Genomic DNA, 24,460 nt, shown 5'->3' on the forward strand with positions numbered 1-24,460 from the left:
CAAAGGGTCTGGTGAGGGTCAGTTGCTGAGGCGGTGCAGGGTGGCGAGCACGTCGTCCAGCCAGGCCAGCGTCATCCGCTCGAACTCGATACCGCCGCGCAACACCACGTGCTGGAGCTGCTGTTGGGTGTCGAGCGCGTCGAGGTCGGGGAAGTCCCGCTGCTCGCCGGTGAGATAGCGGTCGAGCAGCTCGGCGTGCGCGGCCCGGTGGCGCTCGACCTCGGGGATCAGCGCGGCCGGATCGTCGAAGGCGGCGGCCCGGATCCGCACCGCCATCTCGTGCCGGACGGTCTCCGGTTCGACCGGCTGCCGCAGCCAGGCGGCGAGCGCGGCCCGGCCGGGCTCGGCGACCGAGTAGAGCTTCTTGTCCGGCCGGCCGCTCTGCGGGACCAGTTCCACGGCCAGCCGGCCGTCGGTCTCCATCCGCCCGAGTACCCGGTAGATCTGCTGGTGGGTGGCGGTCCAGAAGCGGCCGATCGAGCGCTCGAAGCGGCGCGCCAGCTCGTAGCCGGAGCCGGGTTGCTCCAGCAGGGAGACGAGGATCGCGTGCTCGAGGGCCATGGCCCCAGCTTGCTATGCAACAAGTTGCATAGCAAGAGGGCGGTGGCGGCGTGAGACGCAGCTCACCCCGTGCCCGACTACGGGCGCAGGGTGATCACCTCGAAGGCGGCGGCGAAGCGGACCCCGAGCCGGCTGCCGGCGGCCCGGGCCGCCCCCTCCAGGAAGCCCTGAGCGTCCGCCATGTCCCCCTCCAGTGCCTCCAGGTAGGCCTGGTGCGCCTGCAGCGAGGCCAGCCCGACCTCGAAGTAGTCGGTGGTGTCCGCGGCGTGCCGCGCCAGCGGCGAGCCGGCCGCCCAGAGCTGCCGCACGCCGTTCCACGGCTGGTAACGCTCGGCGGTCAGTTCGCGGAAGACCCAGCGGTTGCCGGCGTCCCGCACCGCGTCCAGGGTGGCCCGGCCCACCGCGATGTGATCGGCCTGGTTGGGGAGGACCCCGCCGTAGCTGTCCCGGAAGTTGGTGGTGATCACGATCTCCGGGCGGTGGCGGCGGACCAGCCGGGCGATGTCCCGACGCAGCGGCAGCCCGTACTCCAGCATGCCGTCCGGATGGCCGAGGAACTCCACGGTGTGCACCCCGACCAGCCCGGCCGCGGCGACCTGCTCGGTCTCCCGGACCGGCCGGCACTCTCCCGGGTCGAGCGAGTCGATCCCGGCCTCGCCGCTGCTCACCATGGCGTAGACCACGCTCTTGCCCTGGTCGGTCCAGCGGGCGACGGCGGCCGCCGCGCCGTACTCCAGGTCGTCGGGGTGGGCGACCACCGCCAGCGCCCGCTCCCAGTCCTCGTCGAGCGGCTGAAACGGCTCCGGGGGCAGCTCGGTCATCTGAGTCCTTCCGTGGCGGGGACGGTCGGCCGCGAGGACCGACCAGGGAACACCGCCACTATCGCCCAGCGGCCCGGCCCCGCCTACGAACGGCGCCGGACTCGGTGCGGGCGGCGACCGGAGACCGAGACCAGGGTGTAGGAGAGCGCGGCGAACTCCGGGCGGCGGACCAGCGCGCGGAACCGGCCCAGCTCGTCCTCGGTCAGCCCGCCGGCCAGCAGCCGGTCGGCCAGCTGGCGCGAGTTGATCTCGTGCAGCCGGGCGCCGCCGTCGCCCGTCCAGCTCTCGGCGTGCGTGGTGGTGCGCACCTCGGTCAGGCCCGCCGCCTCCATCGCCGAGTACGCCCGCTCGGCCCAGCGCAGGTCGGCGCCCCGCTCGGTGAGCGCGGCCAGCACGCCCTCGATCACCCGGGCGAAGAGCGCGCGCTCGGCGGGTTCGGCGCCGGCCAGCACCCGCAGCGGGCTGCGGTCGAACTCCTCCACCAGCAGCACTCCGCCCGGGCGCAGCGCGCCGGCCAGGGTGGCCAGCACCCGCTCCCGTTCGGGCAGGTGGAGCAGGAGCAGCCGGGCGTGGATCAGGTCGAAGGCGCCCGGCGGCTGCTCGGTCCGCACGTCGTGGTGGAGCGGCGCCAGCTGCGGGGCGGCGCCCCGGAACCGGGTCAGGTCGAGGTCGCTGGCGACCACCCGGCCGCTCGGGCCCACCCGTTCGGCGAGCAGCCGCGCGATCGAGCCGCCGCCGGCGCCGACCTCCCAGCAGTGGGCGCCCGCCGGCACACCCAGGTGGTCCAGTCGGCGGGTGGTGACCGGGTCCAGGTAGGTCTCCAGGACGGCGAGTTGGGACTCGGCGTCGGCGGCGCGGTTGTCGAAGGCGTACTGGGTGGCGGTCAACGGGGAACCTCCGGATCGGGGGCGGCAGGGGTGGCCCGCCGGCTGGACGGGGTGAGGCCGGCCGCCGCGACGAGGAGCGGTGGCCCGGAGGCCACCCCGTCCACGGCCGGGACCGGGTGCGCGCCGAACCGGCCCACCGGGCACCCCCGGCTGTGCTCTGACGTGCTGTCAGTTACCGATGGTGGCCAGGTCCTGGACGGTCAGGTTGGACAGCGTCCGCCCGTCGCTCTGCACCTGGCGCAGGTACCACTTCTGCACCGGCGAGTGCGTGGTCCGGCCGAACTGCCAGGCGCCGCGCGGGCTGTCGATCTGGCCCAGCCCGCCGATCGCGGCGTTGAGGGTGTCCGGGGTCAGGTCGCTGCCGGCCGCCGCGATCGCCTTGTCCAGCACGGCCGCCGCGTCGTACGAGGCCATCGCGTAGGTGGTGGGCGGGCCGGCGTGCTTGGCCTGCCAGGCGGCGACGAACGCCCGGTTGGTCGCGTTGTCCAGGTCGGGCGCGTAGTTGAGGACGGATCGGATCCCCTTCGCCGCGTCGCCCTGGGCGTTCAGCACGCCGCCCTCGGTGAGGAACCCGGCCGCGTAGAGCGGGACGTCCTTGACGTCCGACTGGGCGTACTGCTTGACGAAGTCCACCGCCGCCTCGCCCGCGTAGAAGCAGTAGACCGCCTTGGCACGGGAGTTCTTGATCTGGTTGAGGTACGGGGTGAAGTCGGTGGTCTGCGGGAACGGCGTGAAGAGCGTCTTGCCGCCGGGGTTGGCGAGTTGGCCGCCGTCCTTGGTGAACGCGTCGGTGAAGCCCTGGAGTTCGTCCCAACCGCCCTGGTAGTCCGGGCCGATCGCGAAGACCGGGCCGGAGACGGTGTCCTTGACGTACTGCGCGATCGCGGCGCCCGGCTCGTTGGAGAGGAAGCTGGTGCTCCACTGTCGGCTGACGTCCTTGACCACCGGACGACCGTTGGAGCTGATCAGCGGGATCCGGTTCTGGGTGAGCAGCGGGGTGACCGCGGCCACCGAGTCGGCCCCGACGATGCCGGTCAGGGCCAGGATCTTGTCCTGCTTGACCAGCTTGGTGGCGGCCGGCAGCGCGGTGGACGCGCCGTTGCCCTCGTCGGCCACCAGCAGGTCGACGGTGCGACCGCCGAGCTTGCCGCCGTGGGTGTCCAGGTAGAGCTGGAAGCCGTCGCGCAGGTCGGTGCCGACGGACTGGTAGGTGCCGGTGAGCGAGGCGAGCAGGCCGATCCTCACCGGGCCGTCGGCGGCGGGGGAGCCGCCGCCGGCCGAGCAGCCGGTGGCGCAGAGCGCGGTGGCGAGCAGCAGTGGTCCGGCGGCCCGGGCAAGGCTTGCCGAAGTCATGGGAGCTCCAGGAGAGTTGGTGAGGGCGGCGCTCAGGAAGCGGCGGCGGCTTCGGAGTTCAGCAGCAGCGCGCGGGCGGCCGGGGCGAGCGCCGGGCCCACCTGGTTGATCAACTCTGCCATCTCGTAGGAGACCTGGCCGATGTCGCAGGCCTTGGTGGCCAGCACCAGGAGCGAGGCGCCGCTGCTGACCGCCATCGAGAAGAGGAAGCCGCCCTGCAGCTCGGTCAGGTTGCTGATCACCGGCTCCGCCTCCAGCAGCCGTCCGGCACCGGCCAGCAGGCTGACCAGACCGGAGGCGATCGCCGCCAGCTGGTCGCCGCGCTCGGGCTGGACGTCGCGGGTGGCGGCGATCAGCAGGCCGTCCGCGGAGACCGCCACCGCGTGGGTGATCTCCGGCACGCGGGCCGCGAAGTCGTTCAGCAGCCAGTCGAGGTCGGGGGTGGAGGTGCTGGTCACGGGTGTTCCTTCGGTTCGGGGTCGGACAGGACGGAGGTGGGGGCGGGGCGCCCGGTGCGGCTGGCCCCGATGCCGCGGGCGTAGGCGGCCATCGCGGCGGAGACCCGGGCGGGGTCGCGACGCTCCTCGGGAGCCGGCGCGGTGTCGGGCGCCGGTGCGGGGTGGGGCGCCGCGCTTCGGATCGCGGGCTCGGCGGCGCGCGGGCGGCGACGGGGGAGGCCGGCGCTGGTGGTGCCGACCGGTCCGGCGGGGCGCGCGGGCGTCCGGACCGCGGCGGGTGTTGCGGGGAGGGCCGGGGCCGGCTCCGCCGGCTGCTTGGGAGCGTCCGTCGCGATGCTGAACACCTCTGCCGGCAGGGTGACTTCGGCGATCGTGCCGCCGCCCGGGCGGGGCCGCAGCTCGACCCTGATCCGGTACCAGGAGGCGAGCTGGCCGACCACGGCGAGGCCCATCGCGCGCACTCCGGTGAGCTCCACCGGCGGCGGGCTGGCCAGCCGTTCGTTGACCTGCTGCCACTGGTCGTCCGACAGGCCGATGCCCCGGTCACAGACCAGCACCGCGACCCGGTCGGCCAGCAACCGGGCCTCCACGGTGACCTGGTGCTCCGGCTTGGAGTAGGCGGTGGCGTTGTCGAGCAGCTCGGCGAAGAGGTGCACCAGGTGGTCCACCGCCTTGGCCGAGATCAGCACGCCCGGGTCGAAGGTGCCGAAGTCGACCCGGGTGTAGCGCTCGATCTGGCCCATCGCGGCCCGCAGCACGTCCTCGACCGGGGCGTCCTGGCCGCGCACCCGCGCCGAGGCCTCGCCGCCCAGCACCAGCAGGCTGTGGTTGTTGCGACCCATCCGGCTGGCCAGGTGGTCCAGCGCGAACAGCCGCTCCAGCCTGGCCGGGTCGTGCTCGTCGCGTTCGGCGGCGTCCAGCGCCTTGATCAGCGCGCCGGTGAGCCGCTCGCCACGGCGGGCCAGACCGACCAGCACGGTGCCCAGCCGGTCGCGCATGGCGGCCTGTTCGGCGGCGATCCGGACCGCCTCCCGGCTGACCGTGTTGAACGCCGCGCCGACCTCGGCGATCTCGTCCCGTCCGCGCACCCGCACCGGGTCGCCCGCCGCCGCGGCGAACTCCGCGGGGGTGGCCGTGCCGAGCGCCCCACGGGCGGTCAGCGCGGTGACCGCGGCGGGCAACCGCTCGTGCGCCACGGCGTGCGCGGCGTCCCGCAGCCGGCGCAGCTCGCGGATCATCGGACGGCCCAGCCGGATCGCCAGCACCACCACGGCGATCACCGAGAACAGCACGGCCAGGCTCTCGCCCAGGGTCCACATCCGCTGCTGGTCGCGAACCTGGGTGACCTCGGTCAGGATCGAGGCGTCGATCCGCTGGTCGACCTGCTGCAACCGGTCGACCCGGTCGTTCATCGCGGCCGTCCAGGCGTCCGTCGCGGGCAGCGGGTCACCGGGCCGGGCCCGGGCGACGTCGTCCTCCATCCGGCCGGCGTCGATCACCAGGTCGCCGGCCAGGTTCTGGTCCAGCCAGGACTGCCAGTCGGGGTCGGCGGTGCGGTCGAAGTCCAGCACGGCCTCGGTGTAGCCGCTCCGCGCGGCGGCGATGTTGTCCTGGGCGGCCGGTGTGAGCCCGCCGGCGGCCTGTGCGCGCAGCACGGCCAGCTCCTGCTCGCTGGCGTACTCGGCGGCCTGGGAGAGGGCGACCGAGCTGTTGATCCGGGCTGCGACGGCGGCGCCGGCCCGGCCGGCCTCGGCGGTGTCACCGCGGTAGCCGAGCAGGTCGGCGACCAGGATCCGGTACTGGAAGGTGGTGGCGGACAGCTCGGCGCTGGGGCTGGACTCCACCTGTTTGCGCAGCGCCGGGAGTTGGGCGAGCTCCTGGTCGGTGGTCTGCAGCATGCCGTTGGTGTCGCCGGACAGCTTCGCCAGGTGCTCGCGCAGCCGGTGGTAGGTCGTGATGTCCTGGTCGGTGTTGCGGATCTGCGCAAGATAGGTGGCGGTGAGGGTGGCGCTGTCGGCCGGGTTGCTGGAGAGCACCAGCGCGGCGTCGGTGCGCTCGTCCTGGAGCTGGTGGGCCAGTTCACCGGCCTGGGCGCCGAGGGCCACCAGGGCTCTCAGTCGGGCGGCGTCGAGGGCCTGGCCCGCGGTGGTGCGCAGGGCCAGCGCGGCGAAGGCCAGTACCGCGACGAGTGGGACGGTGGCGAGGAGGGTGAGTTTCCGGGTGATTCTCACCTGGCCCGGCCCTCCGGCTCAGCCGGATCGCCTGGTGCGGCCGCGCTGTGGAGGGGCCGGGCTATTCGAGTCAGCTGACGGTGTGTCATGTAGGTGCCTTGGCTGCGATCTCGGTCCGACGGGGGAGCGGACCGGGCGGGGACTCGGTGCGTTGGGCGGGGTGCTGCGGCGACGCCGCGCGGTCCGAGGGCAGGCATGGAGACCCATGGTCAGGTACCTGACATGCGATTCCCGTACGCGGGATCGACCCTTGAAAGGATCATCCGGATGCGGTGTCAGGCGGGAGCTTAGCTTACGAATGTGGCGTCAGGCGCCAGCCGGTCCCGGGCCGTTGGCACGGCGTCGCACTAGGGGTGTATAGGGGTGGCCGGCGAAGCCGCCCCGGTACACCCCTGGGTCAGTGCCGTGGCACCAGCCACGGTTCCTGCGGGAGCGGCCTCCCGGTCTCGACGAAGGTCTTGAGGTTGGACAGCACCGCCGACCAGCCGGCGGCCGCGTCCGCCCGCTCGGTCGCGTCGGCCAGGTCCTCGTGGGTCACCGTGAGCCGGACGATGTCGTGGTACCGCTCGACGGTGAAGGTCACCCGGGAGGGGGTGGCTCCCTCGCCGCCGGGCGCCGACCAACTGGTCACCAGGCGGGTCGGCGGCTCACTCTCCAGTACTGTCCCGACCACGTCCGCGATCCCGCTGCCGTCCGTGCGTCGGTGCTCCCAGGTGGAACCGACCTGCCAGTCCGAGACGTTGCTGTGCCCCCAGTACCGGCCGGTCAGCTCGGCGTCGGTCAGTGCCCGCCAGACCTTCTCCGGGGTGCTCTGGACGTAGCTGACATAGACGACCGTCGGCCTGTCGGCCATGGCTTCCTCCGCTCGTTGTTCCACGGCGCTGAGCGCGCGCAGCCGCGGGCGTTCGAACTTGTCGATCCACCGCTCCTCGATCTCCTGGAGCGGCACCGGGTTGAGGTAGTGCAGCCGCTCCCGGCCCCGCCGCACGGTGCTGACCAGGTCGGCGGCCTCCAGGACGGCCAGGTGCTGGCTCGCCGACTGCCGCGTCATGGCGAGCCGTGCGCACAGTTCGCCCAGGGTCTGCCCGTTCTGCTCGTGCAGCAGGTCCAGCAGGTAGCGGCGGGTCTGGTCGGCCAGCGCCTTGAAGACCTTGTCCAGCTCTGCGCTCACACTTCACGTTATGCAGGTAAATACCTGCGTGTCAATCGAGGGGATCCGGGCGGGGTGGCCGCCCGGAGTGGCCGCCCGGAGTGTCCGCGTGCGTGGACCGGGCGCCGGGCCTCAGGAGGCCGGGCCGAAGCGGGCGACGGCGGCGGCGCCCAGCAGGGTGACGGCGGCCAGCGCACCCCAGAGCACTCCTGGCCCGACCGCCAGCAGCGCGGTCAGGGTGGCCGGCGCGAGGGTGCGCCCGACCCCGGAGGAGAACTCCCAGCGGGCCAGCGCCCGCCCCAGCAGTCGTGGCGGCGCGTCGGCCACCACCAGCGCGGTGCCGCTCCCGGTGTAGAGGATCTCCCCGAGCGTGTACGGCAGCGCGACCGCCGCCACGGCCGCCGCGCCCGCCGTCCCACCGGCCGCCCCCGCCGCCCAGAACCCCAGGTACGAGCCGGCCAGCAGCACCCCGGCCCAGCCGAACGCGGCACGCCGGGCCCGCCCGGCGAGTCGGCGCACCACCGCCAGCTGGACGGCGATCACCATCACGGTGTTGCCCACGAAGATCCCGGACGACCAGGCGGGTGAGGCGTGCAGCCGGGTCACCAGCAGGGCGGGCAGGGCCACCTCCAGCACGTCGAAGCAGAACGCGAACGGGAGGTTGGCCGCACTCAGCAGCCGGATCCGGCGCAGCAGCGCGCGGTCGGCGGCGGGGCTCTCGACCGGAGCGTGCCGGTCCACCGGACCCGCGGTCGGACGTGCCGTCACCCGCAGCGAGTGGACCAGGCCCGCGGCCATCGCGCAGGCCAGCGCGGTCAGCGCGGCCAGTGCCCGCAGCGCGCCGGCCCCGCCGGCCAGGGCGAGGGTGGCGAGCAGCGCCCCGGCGCCCAGCCCCGCGTTGCGCAGCGCCCGGCCGGCCGCGAGCGCGGTGTCCCGGGCCCGCCCCACCGTCAGCTCCGCCACCGTCGCCGCGTGCGCGGTCGGGAAGGACTGGCTGCCGACGCCCAGCAGCACCGCGGCCGCCGTGAAGCCGGCCGGCCCGCCACTCGCCAGCAGCAGGCCGCAGCCGGCGGTCCGGACCAGCAGGGTGGCGGCCACCACCGAACCGCGCGCGCCGCGGTCGATCCAACGGCCGGTCAGTGGCACCACCAGCAGACCGGCCAGCATGCCGGCCGACATCGCCAACCCGGCCGCGCCCGGCCGCAGTCCGAGCACGCTCACGCCGTACAGCAGCAGGAACGGCCGGAGCAGACCGGCGCCCAGCGCGTCGACCAGCAGCGCGGCGGCGTACCGCGGCGGGCCCGCGACGCTCAGCGGGCCGAGCGGCCCGCGCCGCCTTCGCGTACCGGGGCGGACCGGATGCCGTCGCGCCGGCCGCGTCACCGTCGGGTTCACCGCTGTCGGCTGCATGGCTGTCGGCTGCGTGTCTGTCGGATTCAGGGGTGCCGGATTCATGGCCGTCACGCTGCGCCCGGACCGGTCGGTCGGGCACGTCGATTGACGACTGCCGTCAACCCACGCCCCGGCCCGGCCGGACGGCTGGCAGGATCAGCCGGGTGAGCCTGACCATCGACATCACCGCCCTGCCCGCGGAGCGCGTGCGCTTCGCCCTTTCGCCGCTCGCCGAGCTGACGGCGATGCTGCACGTGCTCGCCGAGCCGGCCCACCACCCCGCTCTGCACGGCTGGGCCGCCTCGACCACCGAGATGCTCCAACCATCCCTCGCCGACCGGCTGTTGGAGGCGGACTTCCTCTGGCGCTCGTCCCGTGCCGACTTCCTGCTCCCAGCCACGCCCGGCCACACCCTCGCCGAGGAGCTGGACGCCCTGGACCGGCTGGACGACGAGTCCTACGTCGCCACCGCGCTGATCACCAGCTGCGGTTCGGACCGGCTCGGCTTCCGGGGCGGCTCACCGTTGACGGATCCCGTCACCCAGCAGCGGGCCCGCGAGCTGGCCCTCGCCCGGGGCCCGCGCCAGGCGGCCTTCGCGGACCGGCTGCTCGCCGACCCGCCGGCCGTCCGGGCCGTGGTCCGCCGGCTGTTGGAGGACTGCGCGGACGCCTTCTTCGCCACGGCCTGGCACCGGGTGCTGCCCCAACTCGCGTCCGACGCACGGCAGAAGGCCGACCTGCTGGCCCGGCGCGGCCTGCCGGAGGCGCTCGCCGCGGTCTCCCCGTCGGTGACGCTGGACGAGAGCGAGCCCGGGCGGCGCCGGATCGTGATCGACAAGCTGCAGGACAACGCGACCAGCGGCACCGAGGCCGGCGGGGTCACCTTCCTTCCCACCGCCTTCGGTCGCCCGCACCTGGTGGTGGTGCACACCCGCGGCCTGCGTCCGGTCGTGCAGTACCCGGTGGCCGAGGACGGGACGCCGGAGCCGGTCTCGTTGGCGCTGGTCCAGCGCCGGCTGGAGGCACTGGCCCACCCCGTCCGGCTCCGGCTCGCCCGCACGATGGCGCGCGGGCCGCACACCACCGGCGAACTCGCCGCCGCCTGGGAGCTCACCGCCCCGGAGGTCTCCCGCCACCTCGCGGTCCTGCGCAAGGCCGGACTGCTCACCACCCACCGCCGCGGGCGGTACGTCCTCTACCAGCTCGACCTCGCCGGCTCGGCCCGGCTCGGCGGCGACCTCCTGGAGGCGGTGCTCCGCTGACCTCCGGCCGTGGTCCCTCGCCGTGGTGGCTCGCCGAGGACCGAAAGGGTGTGCGGCGCGTCCGTCCTCGACCCGCACCCACCCCGCGGTCAGCGGGGGTCCAGGCCCTCCAGCATCTCCGGCAGCTCCCGGCTGTGGATGACCCCGAGGCTCTTCGTCGCGCGCGTCAGCGCGACATAGAGGTCGTTCACGCCGTGGGTGTGCGCCGCGAGGATCTCCGTGGGCTCCACGACGAGGACCACGTCGAACTCAAGCCCCTTGGCCTGGGCGGCTGTCATCAGGACGACCGGCGAGTCCAGTGCCGATGGCCCGTCAGTGACCGCGACGCCGTCCAAGTCGGCCAGCCCGTCGCTCAGTTCGGCCCGGGAGGCCGGGGCGTGGATGATCGCCATCCGGCCGCCGTCCAGCGCCGCGATCTCCTTCCTGACGGCGGCGCGCAGTGCCGGTCCCCGGTCCTCTTCGGGGATCCGCAGGCTCCACGGACGGATCCCGCCGCTGCGCACCGCGCTCGGGGCGGTGAGCGCCGGGTTCACCGCCCGCAGGACGCCCTCGGTGACTCGCATGATCTCGGCCGGGGTCCGGTAGTTGATGGTGAGTTCCACCGTGCGCCAGCGTCCCGCCGTGTACTCGTCGAGCGCCTCGCTCCAGGAGCTCAGTCCGGCCGGTGCGCCGGTCTGCGCCAGGTCGCCCACGATCGTCATGGAACGGCCGGGACAGCGGCGGGCCAGCAGCCGCCAGGCCATGGGGGACAGCTCCTGCGCCTCGTCCACGATCACGTGCCCGAAGCCCCAGGTCCGGTCCTCGGCCGCGCGCTCGGCCAGCGGGCGGAGCGCCTCCTCGCCGCGGTACTGGCGCGTCAGCATCTCCGCGTCGATCTCGGCCAGCCCCTCGCCGAAGTCCTCGAGGACGACCTTCGCGAACTCCAGCTCCTCGGCCGCGGCGGCGACTTCGGCCTGGTGGGACGGGCTGCCACCGGGAAGCGGGCCGAGCAGTTCGGCGGCCTCGTCGAGCAGCGGGACGTCGGCGGTGGTCCAGGGGGCGGCCTCCTGGTCCCGGCCCGGCTGTCGGCGCAGTAGTGCGGCACGCTCGGCCTCGGAGAAGTCCGGCATGGCCCTCGTCAGCAGCTCCGGGGAGCCGAACAGGGCCGTGAGCAACTGCTCCGGGCTCAGCAGCGGCCACAACTTCCCGGCCAGGGCCTGGAACTCGGGCTCGTCGACGAGCGCGTCGGCGAGGTCCGCCACGGCGTCCAGGTCCATGTCCCCGCCCCGGTCCCTGGCGATCCGCAGGGCCAGCTCCGAGGAGAGCCGCTCGACCAGGGCGGGTCGGGCCGCGTTGTGGGGTTCACCGGTCCTGCGCGCGGCGGCGTGGGCCCGCTCGCAGAGGGCCCGGCTGATGTGGAGTTCCTCCCGGTAGGGCGACGTCCTGCCCACGGTGATGGTCCATGACGCCTCCGGCAGCTGCCGGAGGCCGTCCAGCGCGGCGGCGAGCACCCGCGCCATCCGTGCGTCGCCCTTGACGGCGGCTGCCTCGGGCGTCTCCGCGTCGGTCGCGGTCACACCCGGGTAGAGCGCGCCGATGCTGCTCAGCACGACCTCGCTCTCGCCGAGCGCGGGGAGCACCTGGTCGATGTAGCGCAGGAACGTCGTGTTCGGCCCGATGACCAGCACACCGCGCTTGGCCAGCCGGTCGCGGTGGGTGTACAGCAGGTACGCGGCGCGGTGCAGGGCGACCACGGTCTTGCCCGTCCCCGGACCACCCTGCACGACCAGTACGCCGCCGAGCTCGGAGCGGATGACCCGGTCCTGCTCGGCCTGGATGGTGGAGACGATGTCGCCCATCCGCCCGGTCCGGGTCGCCGTCAGCGAGGCGAGCAGGGCGGTCTCCCCGCTGAGCTCGGAGCGGTCCCGGCCCTCCAGGGCACCCAGGCCGAAGGCGTCGTCGTCGAAGTCGACGATGGTCCGGCCCTTGCTCCGCAGGTGTCGTCGTCCCGCCACGCCGCCGGGCACGGCGGGCGTCGCCCGGTAGAACGGCTCCGCCGCCGGCGCCCGCCAGTCGGTGAGGAGCGGCTCGTGGTCGTCGTCCGCCAGGGCGATCCGGCCGATGTACCGCCGCTCGCCGTCGGCGCTTTCGATCCGGCCGAAGCAGAGCCCGTACTCGGCGGCGTGCAGTTCCGACAGCCGGCGGGTGTGGTGGATCTCCATCGTGTCGCGTTCCATGCGGGACTGGAGCGTTCCGCCCCTGTCCTGGAGATGGGTCTCGCGCAGCCGAGCCGTCGCGATTTCGCGCTGGGTCTCGAGGCGGTCGTACAGCTCACCGACGTACGCGTTCTCCGCCCGCAGCTCCCTGCTCCGCCAGTCGTCGGAGGGCTGAGCGTTGTCGTCGTCCGGGTTCACTCCGTTTCCGGCTCCGGAACTGACGACCGAATCGAGTTCGGACGAGGACGACGGGGTGGGGACCAAGGCTAGCTCCATTGGCTCGGGACTCTTGACTGATCGAGCAGTTGAGGGCGGATCGACGTTTCCGTGCGACCCGTACGTCGACAACGGAACACGCATTCCGCGACTCTCGTTTCCGCGGGTTTCCGACCTCGGCCGACGATTCTGCGGCATGACCGGGGCCTTGCCGCAAGCCCCCCGGTGGGATATAAGTTGAGAGTGGAGGGGAGTGGGTACTCTCCTTCTCCCCTTTCTCCCCTTTCTCCCCTGTCGGGCTCCCTTTCTCGCGCCCCTGCCGCAGTCACGGAACGAGCAGATCCCCCGCTCTCCTCGGCAGGGCCGCCTCGAACGTTCTCCGTTGGTCGTCGTGGGCCATCACGTTGTTGGCGCCGCCGCCCTCGTCGCCGCCATCAACGAGTGGCTGTGACGTACTGGTCCGACGACAACTCGAACACCCGTACTCGCCGACCGCCGGTGGGATTGACGGTCTCACGGACCGGATGCATCCCCAGCTTGGTCATGATCCGTTCGGAGGCGTCGTTGCCCACTTGAGTGATGCTGATGATCCGTGCCAGCCCTCGCTCTTCGAACCCGAACCGTACAGCGGCCGCAGCGGCCTCGGTGGCCAAGCCCTGCCCCCAGTGGGAACGTCCCAGCCGCCAGCCGACCTCAACCGCCGGCAGTACCTCCGGCAAGAAGTTGGGCACCGAAAGGCCGGTGAACCCGGCCAGCTCGCCAGTGGACCGGATCTCCACGGCGAACAGGCCGAAGCCCTGTGACTCCCACTCGCTCTCCCACGCCTCGACCCCGGCGCGAGTCTGCTGTTCGTCACGGACGCTGCCGTCACGGATCCACCGCATGACCTCGGGGTCGGCATTGACGGCAGCCATGGGCGCGACGTCCTCCTCGCGCCAGCGACGCAGGATCAAACGGGGAGTCTCAAGCGTGACCATCCAGTCATTCTGGAGCGCGAACGGGACATCCGCCATCCTCACCAGGCACTTCCGACGCACGCCCTCGGAGGGCACGGCGCGGAGCGAGCCGTACCGGTCGGCTCGGGTCAGCTCCGTTCGGTCCTCGCGTGCGGGCGGGCGGGGGACGCCGCACCGGAGGCGGTGAAGCTGCCGAGGAAGTTCAGTGCCTCCTCGGCAGGGCTTCCGGGCGGGGCCGTGTAGATGACGAGCAGGTGGTGGGCGGCGCCGGGAACCTGAAAGGTCTCGTAGTCGAGCGTCACGTCTCCGACGGTGGGGTGCCGGAAGCGCTTGGGCCCGTGGGTCTTCTCGTGAACGTGGTGGCTGGCCCACAGCCCACGGAAGGCCTTGCTGCCCAGTGACAGTTCGCCGACCAGGCGCACGAGTTCCGGGTCGTGCGGGTGGCGTCCGGCGGCCATCCGCAGTATGCCGACCGTGGTGCGCGCCGCCTCGTCCCAGTCGAGGTGGATCCGTCGCGCGTCCGGGTCCAGGAAGATCCGGCGGGCCATGTTCCGCTCGCGTGGCGCGAGGTTGGGGAAGTCGGCGATCAGCGCGGCTGCCAGTCGGTTCCAGGCGAGCACGTCGTTGCGATCGTTCATGATCACGGCTGGGGTGGTCGGGATGGCCTCGACGACCTGCCGCAGGGTGGAGCGCAGCGCGTCGCCGCGTCCGGAGGTCGCGGCCGTCGCCGTGGTGCGGCGGGGTGGTCGGGCCAGGTCGTACAGATGGGCGCGCTCGGCGGACCCGAGTCGCAGCGCCCTGCTGAGTGCCTCGAGGACCTCGTCGGAAGGGCGGTCGGCGCGCCCCTGCTCCAGGCGTACGTAGTAGTCGGTGCTGAGCCCGACCAGTTCGGCGACCTCCTCGCGGCGCAGGCCGGGCACGCGGCGGCGGCCGGTCGCTGGTAGGCCCACGTCCGCGGGTGACAACAGGGCTCGCCGGGCCCGGAGGTAGTCACCGAGGCTGTTGGCGATCGCGTTCGTGTTGGCCATGGGCCTCAGTATGGGGGGCGTGGCCGCGGGCGCGGTGGGCCGGAAGGTGGTCCTGGCAGTCCCAGGGAACCGCGGTCCCTTCATCCACCGGCGGCCCTCGCGAAGGATCGAGGGCATGTCCACCTCCTCCCTCGACGGCTCACGTCGGCCCGCTCCGGATCGCACTCGTGGCGCGGGCGGCCCCGGAGCCGACCCGTCGCTCGTACCGGCCCCGACCCGACCCGGGTACGGCGGCGGGCGCGGCTACTGGCTCACGGTGGTCGCGGTCGCGTCCGCCAGCATGATGCTGCCGTTCTGCGTGACCGGGGCCGCGGTGGCCCTGCCGAGCATGGCGGCACACTTGGGCTCCTCGGTCGGCAGCGCGCAGTGGATGCTGAACGCCTTCAACATCACCTTCGCCGCGCTGCCGCTCGCGGCCGGCGGCCTCGCGGACCGGCTCGGCAGGCGCCGCGTGCTGCTGTCCGGCATCGCGCTGGTCGGCGGGATGTCCCTGCTGGTCGCGCTGTCGCCTTCGATGGCCGTGGCCGATGCGGCCAGGGTGTTCCAGGGATGCGGGGCGGCGGCCGTGCTGGCCTCGGGCGCCGCCGTGCTGGCACACTCCACCTCCGGGCGGCAGCGGCAGTTGGCCTTCGGGATCCTCGGCACCTCCTTCGGCACGGGCCTGGCGATCGGACCGCTGGTCGCCGGGGCCCTGGTCGAAGCCGCCGGGTGGCGGTCGGTGTTCCTCCTGGCCGCGGCCGTGTCCGTACCCGCGTGGCTGTGCGCGACCCGGGCTCCGGAATCCCGCAACCCCGAGCAGCCCGCCCTCGACGTGGCCGGGCTGCTCACCTTCACCACCGGGCTGGCCTGTCTGTCCTTCGCCTTCGTACGGGCCGGAGCGGCGGGGTGGAGCGCGCCCGGCACCCTGCTGCCGCTCGCCGCGGCCGTGGCGCTGGTCGCGCTGTTCGTCGCGGTGGAGATCCGTCTGGCCGACCGCGCGATGTTCGACGTCCGCCTGTTCCGCAGGCCCGAGTTCGTCGCGGTGGTCTGCCAGCCCTTCACGGTCACCCTCGGCTTCGTCGTCCTGCTGGTCTACCTGCCCGCCTACCTCCAGGGCGTCGCCGACCGCACCGTCCTGACCAGTGGCCTGCTCCTGCTGCCGATGACCGCCCCGGTCCTGCTCCTGCCGCTCGCCGCCGGCCAGTTGGCCGCGCGCACCTCCGTGCGAGCGGTGCTGACCGGTGCTTCCGTGCTGATCGTGGCCGGCGCCCTGCTCCTGGCAACCCTGGGCAGCAACGGATCATGGCTGGCGCTGGTGCTTCCGCTGCTGCCCTTCGGCGCCGGGGTGGGTCTGGCGTTCGGGGTCATGGACAACGCCGCCGTCAGCACCGTCCCGGTCGAGAACGCCGGAGCCGCAGCGGGAATCTTCAACACGATGCGGGTCACCGGCGAGTCCGTCGCCGTCGCCGGCGCCGCAGCCCTGCTCACCAGGCTCACCGCCGCCCGGTTGAGCGGCAGCGGCCTCTCCTCCGAGTCGGCGACCCGCATCGCCGGGCAGGCCGTCCAGGGGCAGGTCGCCGGAGCACAGCACGCGGCCCTGGCCGCAGGCTTCACCAGCGCCTTCCACACCCTCGGCTTCATGCTCGCGGCCCTGTCCACGCTCGGCGCGGTCCTCACCTACCTGGCGCTCGCACCCCACCGCACTGCCACCGCACTGCCCCGCGCCTCCGCGGCCAGGACACCGCCGTCCCCGCACCGGCCCTGACCGGCGAGGTCACGGTCCACGGCCGGAGCATCGCGTGAGCGCGTCACGACAACGGCCCTCCCGGCAAACGGCGGCCGAGTACGCCGCCCGGGCAGAAAACCATTTCTGAAATCGTCAACCGGGTACGAAGGAGGCGTTCGAGAGCGGTGATTTCCGGAAAAGTCAACGGCATTTGCCGAGTGGTTCTCCGGCGTGGCACGTGATAATCAGTCAGAAGCCCATCGGGACCAGGCCGCACGGAGGGACCACACCATGAACGAGCACTCGGTCGAGGCCGGTTGGCGCGTCGATCACCGCTGCACCAACTGCGACGTCGCCCGGCAGCTCGCGCCGGAACTGATCGCCGAGGTCGCCGGTCGCTCCTCGGTGATCCGCCAGCCGCGCACCGACACGGAGGAAAGGGCGCTGCACGCCGCGGCGTTCGCGTGCCCCACCCGATCGATCCGGCACGGCGCGCGCGGACCGCACCCGGCGCTTGATCCCTTCCCGCTGCGACTCGCCGAGCACGTGCACCTGTGCGGGCACAACTCGCCGCACACCGCCGGCGCGAATTCCTACCTGCTGCGCCGGCCGGCCGGAAACCTGATGATGATCGACACGCCGCGCTTCAGTTCCGCCCTGGCCACGAAGTACGCCGCCCTCGGCCCGATCACCGACGTGCTGCTCACCCATCGCGACCACGCCGCGCACGGCCGCGAATACGCCGACCGGTTCGGCGCCCGCCTGTGGATCCACGAAGGAGACCTGGCCGCCGCACCGGACGCCGACAGCGTTCTGCGGGGCACCGAACCGATCGAGATCGCCGACGGCGTGACCGCGCACCCGCTGCCCGGACACACCGAGGGCAGCGTGCTGTACCTCGCCGACGACACCTACTGCTTCAGCGGTGACAGTTTCTACTGGTCCCGGAGCGCCGGCGACATCGCCGTCGCCGAGTCGGTCACCTGGTACTCCATCACCGAACTGGCCGCATCGCTGGTCCGTACGGCGCCACGGGTGCGCTTCGAGTGGCTGCTGCCCGGCCACGGCGACCGCAGGCGGCTGCCTGCCGACGAGTTCGCCGGTCGGATGCACGATCTGGCCCGCCGCACCGGAGAACTCTCACCCCGACCGATCGACTTCACCGCGGTGCGCTGGTGACCCACCCCGCTCCGCCGCTGCGCACGATCGCCGAGTCGGGCCGGGACCCCGCCGAGTCGAACCGGATCGTGCTCACCCCGGGTGGATCGGGCGAACGCGGCAGATCGGACCGCGACCCACCGCCGTGGTACGAGGGGCGGCGGGCCCTGGGCACTCGAAGGTGACGGCGGAACCCGCTAGGCTCCGACGGCCGTTGGCGGCGAGTCAGGTGGCGGGATCAGGTACTGAGCGAGGGGTGGGACCGATGGCGGACTGGGTCGGGCGGAGTGCCGGGGAGATCGCGGTGGCCGTGCGGGCCGGCGAAGTGACGGCGTCCGAGGTGGTCGCCGAGCATCTCGCCCGGATCGCCGCACTCGACCGCCGGGTGGGCGCGTTCCGGACCGTCACCGCCGACCGCGCGCTCGCCGAGGCGGCCGCCCTCGTCGACCGTCGCGACCTGGAGCGGCTGCCGCTGGCCGGCGTCCCGGTGGCGGTCAAGGACAACCTGGCGATCACCGGCGAGGCGAACCGCAACGGCTCCGCCGCCACCTCGGACCGCCCGGCCGCCGCGGACCACCCCACCGTCCAGCGCCTGCGGGCGGCGGGCGCGGTTCTGGTCGGCCTGACCAACGTGCCGGAGCTCTGCGTCTTCGGCACCACCGACAGCGTCTACGGCATCACCCGCAACCCCTGGAACCTCGCCCGCAGCGCGGGCGGCTCGTCGGGCGGCAGCGCGGCGGCGGTCGCGGCCGGGATGGTGCCGATCGCGGTGGGCAACGACGGCATGGGCTCGATCCGGATCCCGTCCGCCAACTGCGGGGTACTCGGCCTGAAGCCGGGCCGGGGCGCGGTGCCGGCCGAGGTGGGGGTGGACGGCTGGTTCGGGATGACCGAGAACGGACCGATCGCCGCCACCGCCGCGGACGCCCGGCTGCTGTACCGGGTGCTGGCCGGCCTCGACCCGGCGGACGAGTCAGGTCCGCACGACGGCCTGCGGATCGCGCTCTCCGGCAACTGCCCGACCCCGGGCCTGGCCGTCGACCCGGCGTACGTCGCCGCGGTGCGCGCCACCGGACGCCTGCTGGCCGACGCCGGACATCGGGTGACCCGGGCCGAACCGCCGTACCCGGCCTGGCTGGGCGCGGCCTCGGTGGCCCGTTGGCTGGCCGGCCCGGCGGCCGACGCGGCCACCCTGGACGCCCGGCTGCTCACCGCTCCGACCCGTCGGCACATCGCCGTCGGCCGGCTGGTCGCCCGTGCCGGGCTGGTCCGGGAACGCGAACGGCTGCGCTGGCAGGAGCGGTTGGCCGAGTTCTTCGCCCAGCACGACGTGCTGGTCACCCCCAGCCTGGCGCGCACCGCGCCGCCCGCGGTGGCCTGGCACACCCGCGGCTGGGGCGCCAACCTGGTCTCCAACATCCGCTACGCGCCGTTCAGTCACCCCTGGAACCTGGCCGGCTGGCCGGCGTTGGTCCTCCCCGCCGGCGAGCACCCCCGCCAGGGCGTCCCGCTCTCCGTCCAGCTGGTGGCCCCGCCCGGTGGTGAGGAACGCCTGCTCCGCCTCGCCGCCACCCTCGAACCCCGCCGCTCCTGGCCCCGCCCGGTCCCACTGACCGGTGGCGGAGCCTGACGGGCGGCGAAGTGTTGCCCGGTGGCCTGGCCAAAGCGGACGTGGCGCTTCTTCCCCCGAGGTGGTGCGGGCGCCGGAGCCGGCCGCGCCGCTGATCGGTGAACCGGCCTGCGCCGTGGCCGAACCACCCATGGTGCCAGGTGAGTTGGCGATCTCTGGCAGCTGTGGGTGGCGTCGAGCATTCCGCCCTTCCCGCACCTGGTGTCGGCCCGTTTCCCGCGGGACCCGTGGCCGGAGTGGGGTGCGGTGCGTCAGGCGCGGATGTGGAGCAGGCGCCGGGCGGGTGGGGCCGGCCCGCCCCGGCCCGCCCGACGGACCCGCCGCCGTGCGGGGACCCGCCGCCGTGCGGGGACCCCGAGCCGGCCGGCTGCGACCGGCCGGGATCCGTACGGTGCTCAGCCGTGCGTCAGCCGGGGGCCGGGAGGCACGGTGGGGGCGGGGACGGCCACTCCGAGGCCCGGCACCCTGCCCGTCGGTGCCGCCTCGGCCAGGACTCTCCAACGCTTGCGCATCCGCTCGCTCCTTCGCTCGGTGCTGAACTCCTGGGGGTGGTGCGTGGTGTGTGCTGCCGACTGACGTCTGGTCGGCGGGGGCCCGGCTCGGACCGGGCGACTACGGGGGAGTCTTGCGGGCCCGGGTCCGGCCCGCAAGAGGTCTGTACCAGTAGGACGGCCAAGGGTTCTCCTCGGTCGTCGCAATGGCCGGAAGTGACACTGCCCACGGCAGCGCGCTGGGCCTAGTGTGGCCCCCCTCGGCGCTCCCAGTCGCGTGATTGTCATGAACCCGCCAAAAGCTGGCCGAGCCGAGGCCCTGTCATCCCCCCGAAGGGAAACCCACATGCTCCGCACTCTGGCAGTCGCCGGTGCCGCCGCGGCCCTGCTCGCCGCATCGGGCCTGAGCAGCACCGCCTCCGCGCAGCCCGCCGACGACACCCCGCCCGGCGGCTTCACCGTCGGCCTGGTCAGCGTCAACGGATCCGGCTGTCCGGTCGGGACCGCCGCGGTCGCCGTGTCACCGGACGACACCGCCTTCACCGTGACCTACAGCAACTACCTCGCCCAGGTCGGCGTGGGCGCGCTGCCCACCGACTTCCGCAAGAACTGTCAGCTGGACGTCCAGGTGAACGCCCCGCAGGGCTTCACCTACGCCGTCGCCGAGGCCGACTACCGGGGTTACGCCTCGCTGGCGAGCGGCGCGACCGGCGTCGAGCGGGCCAACTACTACTTCCAGGGCCAGCCGCAGACCGCCACCGCCTCGCACTCCTTCGCCGGCCCGCTGGACGACGACTGGCAGGCCACCGACACCACGGGTGTCGCCTCGCTGGTCTTCGCGCCCTGTGGGGAGACCCGCAACCTGAACATCAACACCCAACTGATCGTGAATGCCGGCAGCTCCGACCCGAGCAGCACCACCAGCTTCATGACCATGGACTCGATCGACGGCAGTCTGACCACCATCTACCACCTGGCGTGGGAGACCTGCCCGCACTGACCCGCGGGGCAGGTGAGGTGACGGATCCCCGGGCGGATCGCGACTCGTCGACCGGCGAGCCGCGATCCGCCTCGCCCGTTCCGGCCCCGGCTCAGCCGCGAGTCCAGTGGCGGCGGCCGATGCTGATCAGTCGCAGCTGGTCGCGTGCGGTGTCGGCGATCCGCCGGGCTGCCTCCGGCTGGTCGGTGGGGGCCTCCAGGAAGGCGGCGGCGGTGGCGACCAGGTGCTCGACGTAGAGTCCGGCCAGCATCCGCAGGTCGGAGTCGCTCCAGTCGCCGCTCGCCGGCTGGGTGCCGAGAGCCGTCGCCACCTCGGTGGTGAAGACGTCGAGCTCCGCGGTGATGGCCGCCCGTACGGGTTGGACGCCGCCGTGTCGCTCGCGGGCCAGGAAGCGAATGTGAGAGCGGTGCTCCCGTACGTGAGCGGCGATCACTTCGATGCTGCGGTCGATCAGTTCCGCCGCCTCGCCCTCCCCGGCGAGCACCGAGCGGATCATCTCGTGCAGGCTCCGCAGCGACTCGCCCACCAGGACCACGCCGAGCTCGTCCAGGTCGCGGAAGTGCCGGTAGAAGCCGGCGGGGGAGAGGCCGGCGGCCCGGGTCACCTCACGCACCCCGAGGCTGCTGAGGTTCTGGTGCTCGAGCAGCCGCAGGCCCGCGTCCAGCAGGGCGCGGCGGCTCTGCTCCTTCTGGGCCTGCCGGGTGCCAGGGGTGGGGCCGCTGGCCGGGGTGGGGGAGGAAGTGTGACTCACGTCATTCAGTAAACAACTGTTTGCCGACTTTGACCAGCGTAGAGTGGAGAAGTCAGCGAACAGTTGTTAGCCGAACTGCTCGTCCCCCGACTTCGGCCCAGTAGTCGCCCCGCCGTTGGCCCGTCCCGAAAGGCCCGCAGATGTCCTTCCTCGTCGCCATCGTCGCCATGGCAGTCCTGCTGGGTGCCGCGGCGCACACCAGCCTGTCGGTCTTCCTGGCCGCCGCCGGGGCCATCTCGGCCTGGCTGCTGCTCTTCGGGGCACGCGAGGGCCTGGCCCGGCTGCGCCGCCGCTGAGCCGTGCCGCGAAGGCTCCCGCCGTCGAAGTACCGCACCCGCAAGGAGAGGAAAGCCTCGGATGAACGCCCTGACGCCCACTCGGCAGCCGCTCCCCGCACGGGCCCAGGAGGCGGACGGGATGGCTGTCGCCTCGTTCGTGCTGGGTCTGATCGGCCTGCTGCTCTTCAACCTCGTGCTCGGGCCGCTGGCCCTGGTACTCGGCTCGCTGGCGCTGGCCCGGGGCACCGGCCGGCGCGGCCGGGCCCTGCTCGGGCTGGCCCTCGGCGTGGCGGATCTGGTCGTGCTGGCCGCGACCGTGGTCTCCAGTCACGGAATGATCTGGCGGTTCGGTCACTGATGTGACGTCAGGCCACTTTCAGGAAAGAGGAGTTCGTGCTGCCCGGAGCGACCGTCGTCGCTCCGGGCAGCACGCCGTTCCGGCCCGCCGGGCACCGCGTCAGAGCGGCAGCAGCTCGGGCCGCTTCGCCTCGACGTTGTCCCCCGAGGACTCGCCGCGCAGTCGCCGCCCCACCCAGGGCAGCAGGTAGTCGCGCGCCCAGGCCAGGTTCTCCCGTCGCTGCTCGGCCGGGGTGTGGGCGGCCTCGTCCGGCCACGGCGCGGCCGGGTCGTCGGAGGTCGGCAGTCCCAGCGCCCGGGCGGCGAGCAGCGCGACCCGCTGGTGCCCCTCGGCCGAGAGGTGCAGCCGGTCCTCGCTCCAGGCCGGGCGGCTCCGCAGCGTCCGCAGCGACCAGAGGTCGGCCACCGCGCAGTCGTTGCGGTCGGCGATCGCGCGCAGGTGGACGTTGTAGGTGGCGATCTTGCCGCGCAGGTGGCGCAGCACCGGCACGTCCCGGGTGTCGAACCCGGTGCAGATCAGCACCCGCCCGGCCGCCCCGCGCAGTTCCACGACCGCGGCCTCGAACCGCTCGGCGACCTCGTCCGGGTCGCTGCCCGGGCGCAGGATGTCGTTGCCGCCCGCGCAGAAGGTCACCAGGTCGGGGGCGATCCGGCGGACCTGCGGGACCTGCTCGCTGACGATCTGGTCCAGCAGCCGTCCGCGGACCGCGAGGTTGGCGTAGCGGAACGTGCCCTCGTGCTGCCCCTCGGCGAGCATCCCGGCCAGCCGGTCGGCCCAACCGCCGAACGTGCCGTCCGGGTTGGGGTCGTTCAGGCCTTCGGTGAAACTGTCCCCGAGGGCCACGTAGGAGGTGATGAGGTCAGAGGTCTCCAGTAGGTCAGCCATGGAACGAAATAGTTCACCTTCTCAAGTGACCTACGCCACCGTAGGTGACGGGTGGCGGAGCGTGACATTGGCCACGCACGGTTCGGGAATAGCCGGGTCAGCACACCCGGGTCCAGTCCTCCCGGGAGCGCGCGGCGCCCGTGGCGGCGGCCAGCGTCACGGCGAACAGCATGACCGCGGGTGCCGCCAGGGCGAGTTGGCGGTTCAAGTGGCGGACCACCAGCGCGCCCGCGGCGGCGCCGAGCAGCAGCACCAGCACCGAGAGCAGCCGTCGGCCGGTCTGCTCGGCCCGGCTCCGACCGGCCCCGGTGTCGGCGAGCGCCCCGGCCATGGTGCGGGTCAGCACGGTGGTGGTCAGGTCGGGCACGCCCAGCAGGTGGACCATGGCGTTCTGGAAGCCCATCGCCACCGCCAGTACGGCCGTGGCCAGGTACCGGGCGGGGCCGGCGACCGGATCCGGGCCGGCGGCGGCCAGCGCGGCCGCGGCGGCCACCAGCACGGTCTCCAGGAACACCCCGTGCAGCATCGCCCGCCCGCGGTGCGGAACCCGACTGATCAGCCGTCCGCCGAGCAGGGCACCCAGCGCGAAACCGGCCAGCGCGGTGAGCGTGGCGCTGCGCGAGAACTGGGGAACACCGGCCAGACCGAAGGCGAGGAAGGCCACGTTGCCCGTCATGTTGGCGACGAAGACCTGACCGAGCAGCAGGTAGCTCACCGCGTCCACCAGGCCGGAGGTCACGGTGAGGCCGAGCAGCAGTGGCGGCAGCGGGCCGTGTGGGTCGTCCGGCGCGGGGACGACGGTCCGCCAGGCACCTCGCAACAGTCCTCGCACGCCCGTGCTCCCTCCGGCGGCCGGCTCGGTCGCCGCCGGAGGAAACCCTAGGTCCGGTGATCGGGGTCGGCCGGGATCCGGCGCGCCCGGCGGGTCAGGGGCGGATCTCCACGCCGCGCCAGAAGGCCACCCGGCCGCGGATCCGCTCGGCCTCCGGCTTGGGGTCGGCGTAGTACCAGGCGGCGTCGGTGTTGCGACTGCCGTCGACCAGCACCGAGTAGTAGCTGGCGGTGCCCTTCCACGGGCAGACCGTGGTGGTGTCGGAGGTCTCCAGGTACTCCGCCCGGACCGCGGCGAGCGGGAAGTAGTGGTTGCCCTCGACGACCGTGGTGTCGTCGCTCTCGGCGATGAGCTTGCCGTTCCAGTGCGCAGTGGTCATCACGCCAGTCTGACGCACCGGGCGGCCCAGCTCCAGCATTCCGGGCGGGCCGGGCGCGCGGGCGCGGGTCACGGCTGTTCACCCGGACGGGACGGCATTGCGGCCGGTTGCCGCCAAGGCGCTCCGCCCGGCGGGTGATCGTGCTCACCGCGCGGCCGAACAGGCGGTTCCGGCCGCGCCGACCTGGCGAGACTCCACCTCGACCCGATCGCCCACGACCGGACGAGGTGCGCCATGACCCTCACCCTGCTCCTGCTGATCGCTCCGCTGCTGCTCGCGGCGGCGCTGAGCACCGGCCTCGGGCCGGGCCCGACCGGCGTCGACTCCCCGGTCCGCCGCCGGCACGGACGCCCAACGGGCCGGCACGCCGCGCCGCGCGGCCGGGGCTGAGTTGTGACGGGCAACGCCTGAGCGGCCGAACACGCCACCGCCGCAGGCCCGTTGGGCTCGCGGCGGTGGCGTGTTCGGCCGCTGTGGATCACT

At 73.3% G+C, this 24,460-nt stretch carries 23 protein-coding genes; 8 read left to right on the plus strand and 15 right to left on the minus strand.

Annotated features, from left to right (window positions below; genetic code table 11):
• Positions 1 to 18: 18 nt before the first annotated feature.
• The 8 genes from ACIGXM_RS10015 to ACIGXM_RS10050 form a co-directional block, all read right to left on the minus strand.
• Positions 19 to 561: a PadR family transcriptional regulator gene (locus tag ACIGXM_RS10015; RefSeq protein ID WP_396558829.1), complete on the minus strand. Its 543-nt coding sequence runs from the start codon at positions 559 to 561 to the stop codon at positions 19 to 21.
• A 77-nt stretch (positions 562 to 638) separates the two neighbouring features.
• Positions 639 to 1,382, minus strand: a complete 744-nt coding sequence (locus tag ACIGXM_RS10020; protein ID WP_396558831.1) for a PIG-L deacetylase family protein — start codon at positions 1,380 to 1,382, stop codon at positions 639 to 641.
• An 83-nt stretch (positions 1,383 to 1,465) separates the two neighbouring features.
• The gene (locus ACIGXM_RS10025) at positions 1,466 to 2,269 is read right to left on the minus strand and encodes a methyltransferase domain-containing protein (protein ID WP_396558833.1); all 804 of its coding nucleotides are present in this window, start codon (positions 2,267 to 2,269) and stop codon (positions 1,466 to 1,468) included.
• A gap of 168 nt (positions 2,270 to 2,437) precedes the next feature.
• Complete coding sequence (locus ACIGXM_RS10030) at positions 2,438 to 3,622, minus strand: ABC transporter substrate-binding protein (RefSeq protein WP_396558835.1); 1,185 nt, start codon at positions 3,620 to 3,622, stop codon at positions 2,438 to 2,440.
• 32 nt (positions 3,623 to 3,654) lie between these two features.
• On the minus strand, positions 3,655 to 4,080 hold the full coding sequence (locus tag ACIGXM_RS10035; RefSeq protein ID WP_396558837.1) for a roadblock/LC7 domain-containing protein: 426 nt from the start codon (positions 4,078 to 4,080) through the stop codon (positions 3,655 to 3,657).
• Positions 4,077 to 6,311 (minus strand): nitrate- and nitrite sensing domain-containing protein, encoded by a 2,235-nt coding sequence (locus ACIGXM_RS10040; protein ID WP_396558839.1) that lies wholly within the window; start codon positions 6,309 to 6,311, stop codon positions 4,077 to 4,079. Before ACIGXM_RS10040 ends, ACIGXM_RS10035 begins: the two co-directional genes overlap by 4 nt.
• Before the next feature lie 397 nt (positions 6,312 to 6,708).
• Positions 6,709 to 7,470: an ArsR/SmtB family transcription factor gene (locus ACIGXM_RS10045; protein ID WP_396559168.1), complete on the minus strand. Its 762-nt coding sequence runs from the start codon at positions 7,468 to 7,470 to the stop codon at positions 6,709 to 6,711.
• Positions 7,471 to 7,593: 123 nt separating this feature from the next.
• Positions 7,594 to 8,871: an MFS transporter gene (locus ACIGXM_RS10050; RefSeq protein ID WP_396558841.1), complete on the minus strand. Its 1,278-nt coding sequence runs from the start codon at positions 8,869 to 8,871 to the stop codon at positions 7,594 to 7,596.
• Positions 8,872 to 9,017: 146 nt separating this feature from the next.
• Here ACIGXM_RS10050 and ACIGXM_RS10055 point away from each other — a divergent pair, with 146 nt between their 5' ends.
• Positions 9,018 to 10,115: a DUF5937 family protein gene (locus ACIGXM_RS10055; protein WP_396558843.1), complete on the plus strand. Its 1,098-nt coding sequence runs from the start codon at positions 9,018 to 9,020 to the stop codon at positions 10,113 to 10,115.
• A gap of 89 nt (positions 10,116 to 10,204) precedes the next feature.
• Here ACIGXM_RS10055 and ACIGXM_RS10060 read toward each other — a convergent pair whose 3' ends face one another.
• From ACIGXM_RS10060 to ACIGXM_RS10070, 3 genes are all read right to left on the minus strand, one after another.
• Positions 10,205 to 12,508: a HelD family protein gene (locus tag ACIGXM_RS10060; protein ID WP_396558845.1), complete on the minus strand. Its 2,304-nt coding sequence runs from the start codon at positions 12,506 to 12,508 to the stop codon at positions 10,205 to 10,207.
• Between the two features lie 452 nt (positions 12,509 to 12,960).
• The gene (locus ACIGXM_RS10065; protein ID WP_396558847.1) at positions 12,961 to 13,503 is read right to left on the minus strand and encodes a GNAT family N-acetyltransferase; all 543 of its coding nucleotides are present in this window, start codon (positions 13,501 to 13,503) and stop codon (positions 12,961 to 12,963) included.
• A 107-nt stretch (positions 13,504 to 13,610) separates the two neighbouring features.
• Positions 13,611 to 14,510, minus strand: a complete 900-nt coding sequence (locus ACIGXM_RS10070; protein ID WP_396558849.1) for a helix-turn-helix transcriptional regulator — start codon at positions 14,508 to 14,510, stop codon at positions 13,611 to 13,613.
• Between the two features lie 115 nt (positions 14,511 to 14,625).
• Between ACIGXM_RS10070 and ACIGXM_RS10075 the strand changes: the two genes are divergently transcribed.
• The 4 genes from ACIGXM_RS10075 to ACIGXM_RS10090 all read left to right on the plus strand — a co-directional run bounded on the left by ACIGXM_RS10075 (position 14,626) and on the right by ACIGXM_RS10090 (position 20,494).
• A complete protein-coding gene (locus ACIGXM_RS10075; protein WP_396558851.1) occupies positions 14,626 to 16,254 on the plus strand; it encodes an MFS transporter in 1,629 nt (542 codons plus the stop codon).
• Positions 16,255 to 16,506: 252 nt separating this feature from the next.
• On the plus strand, positions 16,507 to 17,394 hold the full coding sequence (locus ACIGXM_RS10080) for a 4Fe-4S domain-containing protein (RefSeq protein WP_396558853.1): 888 nt from the start codon (positions 16,507 to 16,509) through the stop codon (positions 17,392 to 17,394).
• Between the two features lie 244 nt (positions 17,395 to 17,638).
• A complete protein-coding gene (locus ACIGXM_RS10085) occupies positions 17,639 to 19,003 on the plus strand; it encodes an amidase (RefSeq protein ID WP_396558855.1) in 1,365 nt (454 codons plus the stop codon).
• An 837-nt stretch (positions 19,004 to 19,840) separates the two neighbouring features.
• Positions 19,841 to 20,494 (plus strand): DUF4360 domain-containing protein, encoded by a 654-nt coding sequence (locus ACIGXM_RS10090; protein WP_396558857.1) that lies wholly within the window; start codon positions 19,841 to 19,843, stop codon positions 20,492 to 20,494.
• 91 nt (positions 20,495 to 20,585) lie between these two features.
• Here ACIGXM_RS10090 and ACIGXM_RS10095 read toward each other — a convergent pair whose 3' ends face one another.
• Positions 20,586 to 21,245 carry a TetR family transcriptional regulator gene (locus tag ACIGXM_RS10095; RefSeq protein WP_396558859.1) on the minus strand — a complete coding sequence of 220 codons (660 nt, stop codon included), beginning with the start codon at positions 21,243 to 21,245 and terminating at the stop codon, positions 20,586 to 20,588.
• A 140-nt stretch (positions 21,246 to 21,385) separates the two neighbouring features.
• Here ACIGXM_RS10095 and ACIGXM_RS10100 point away from each other — a divergent pair, with 140 nt between their 5' ends.
• Both ACIGXM_RS10100 and ACIGXM_RS10105 read left to right on the plus strand, forming a co-directional pair.
• Complete coding sequence (locus ACIGXM_RS10100; RefSeq protein WP_396558860.1) at positions 21,386 to 21,541, plus strand: hypothetical protein; 156 nt, start codon at positions 21,386 to 21,388, stop codon at positions 21,539 to 21,541.
• Between the two features lie 61 nt (positions 21,542 to 21,602).
• Positions 21,603 to 21,881: a DUF4190 domain-containing protein gene (locus ACIGXM_RS10105; RefSeq protein WP_396558861.1), complete on the plus strand. Its 279-nt coding sequence runs from the start codon at positions 21,603 to 21,605 to the stop codon at positions 21,879 to 21,881.
• Positions 21,882 to 21,980: 99 nt separating this feature from the next.
• Here the strand turns inward: ACIGXM_RS10105 and ACIGXM_RS10110 are convergent, their stop codons facing one another.
• From ACIGXM_RS10110 to ACIGXM_RS10120, 3 genes are all read right to left on the minus strand, one after another.
• Positions 21,981 to 22,766: an SGNH/GDSL hydrolase family protein gene (locus tag ACIGXM_RS10110; RefSeq protein ID WP_396558863.1), complete on the minus strand. Its 786-nt coding sequence runs from the start codon at positions 22,764 to 22,766 to the stop codon at positions 21,981 to 21,983.
• A gap of 97 nt (positions 22,767 to 22,863) precedes the next feature.
• On the minus strand, positions 22,864 to 23,598 hold the full coding sequence (locus ACIGXM_RS10115) for a YoaK family protein (protein ID WP_396558865.1): 735 nt from the start codon (positions 23,596 to 23,598) through the stop codon (positions 22,864 to 22,866).
• Positions 23,599 to 23,692: 94 nt separating this feature from the next.
• Positions 23,693 to 23,977: a DUF427 domain-containing protein gene (locus tag ACIGXM_RS10120; protein ID WP_396558867.1), complete on the minus strand. Its 285-nt coding sequence runs from the start codon at positions 23,975 to 23,977 to the stop codon at positions 23,693 to 23,695.
• A gap of 234 nt (positions 23,978 to 24,211) precedes the next feature.
• On the opposite strand from ACIGXM_RS10120, the gene ACIGXM_RS10125 reads away from it, so the two are divergent.
• Positions 24,212 to 24,367, plus strand: a complete 156-nt coding sequence (locus tag ACIGXM_RS10125) for a hypothetical protein (RefSeq protein WP_396558869.1) — start codon at positions 24,212 to 24,214, stop codon at positions 24,365 to 24,367.
• The last annotated feature ends 93 nt before the right edge of the window (positions 24,368 to 24,460 follow it).

This window comes from Kitasatospora sp. NPDC052896 (assembly GCF_044547075.1).
Classification (GTDB): Bacteria; Actinomycetota; Actinomycetes; order Streptomycetales; family Streptomycetaceae; genus Kitasatospora.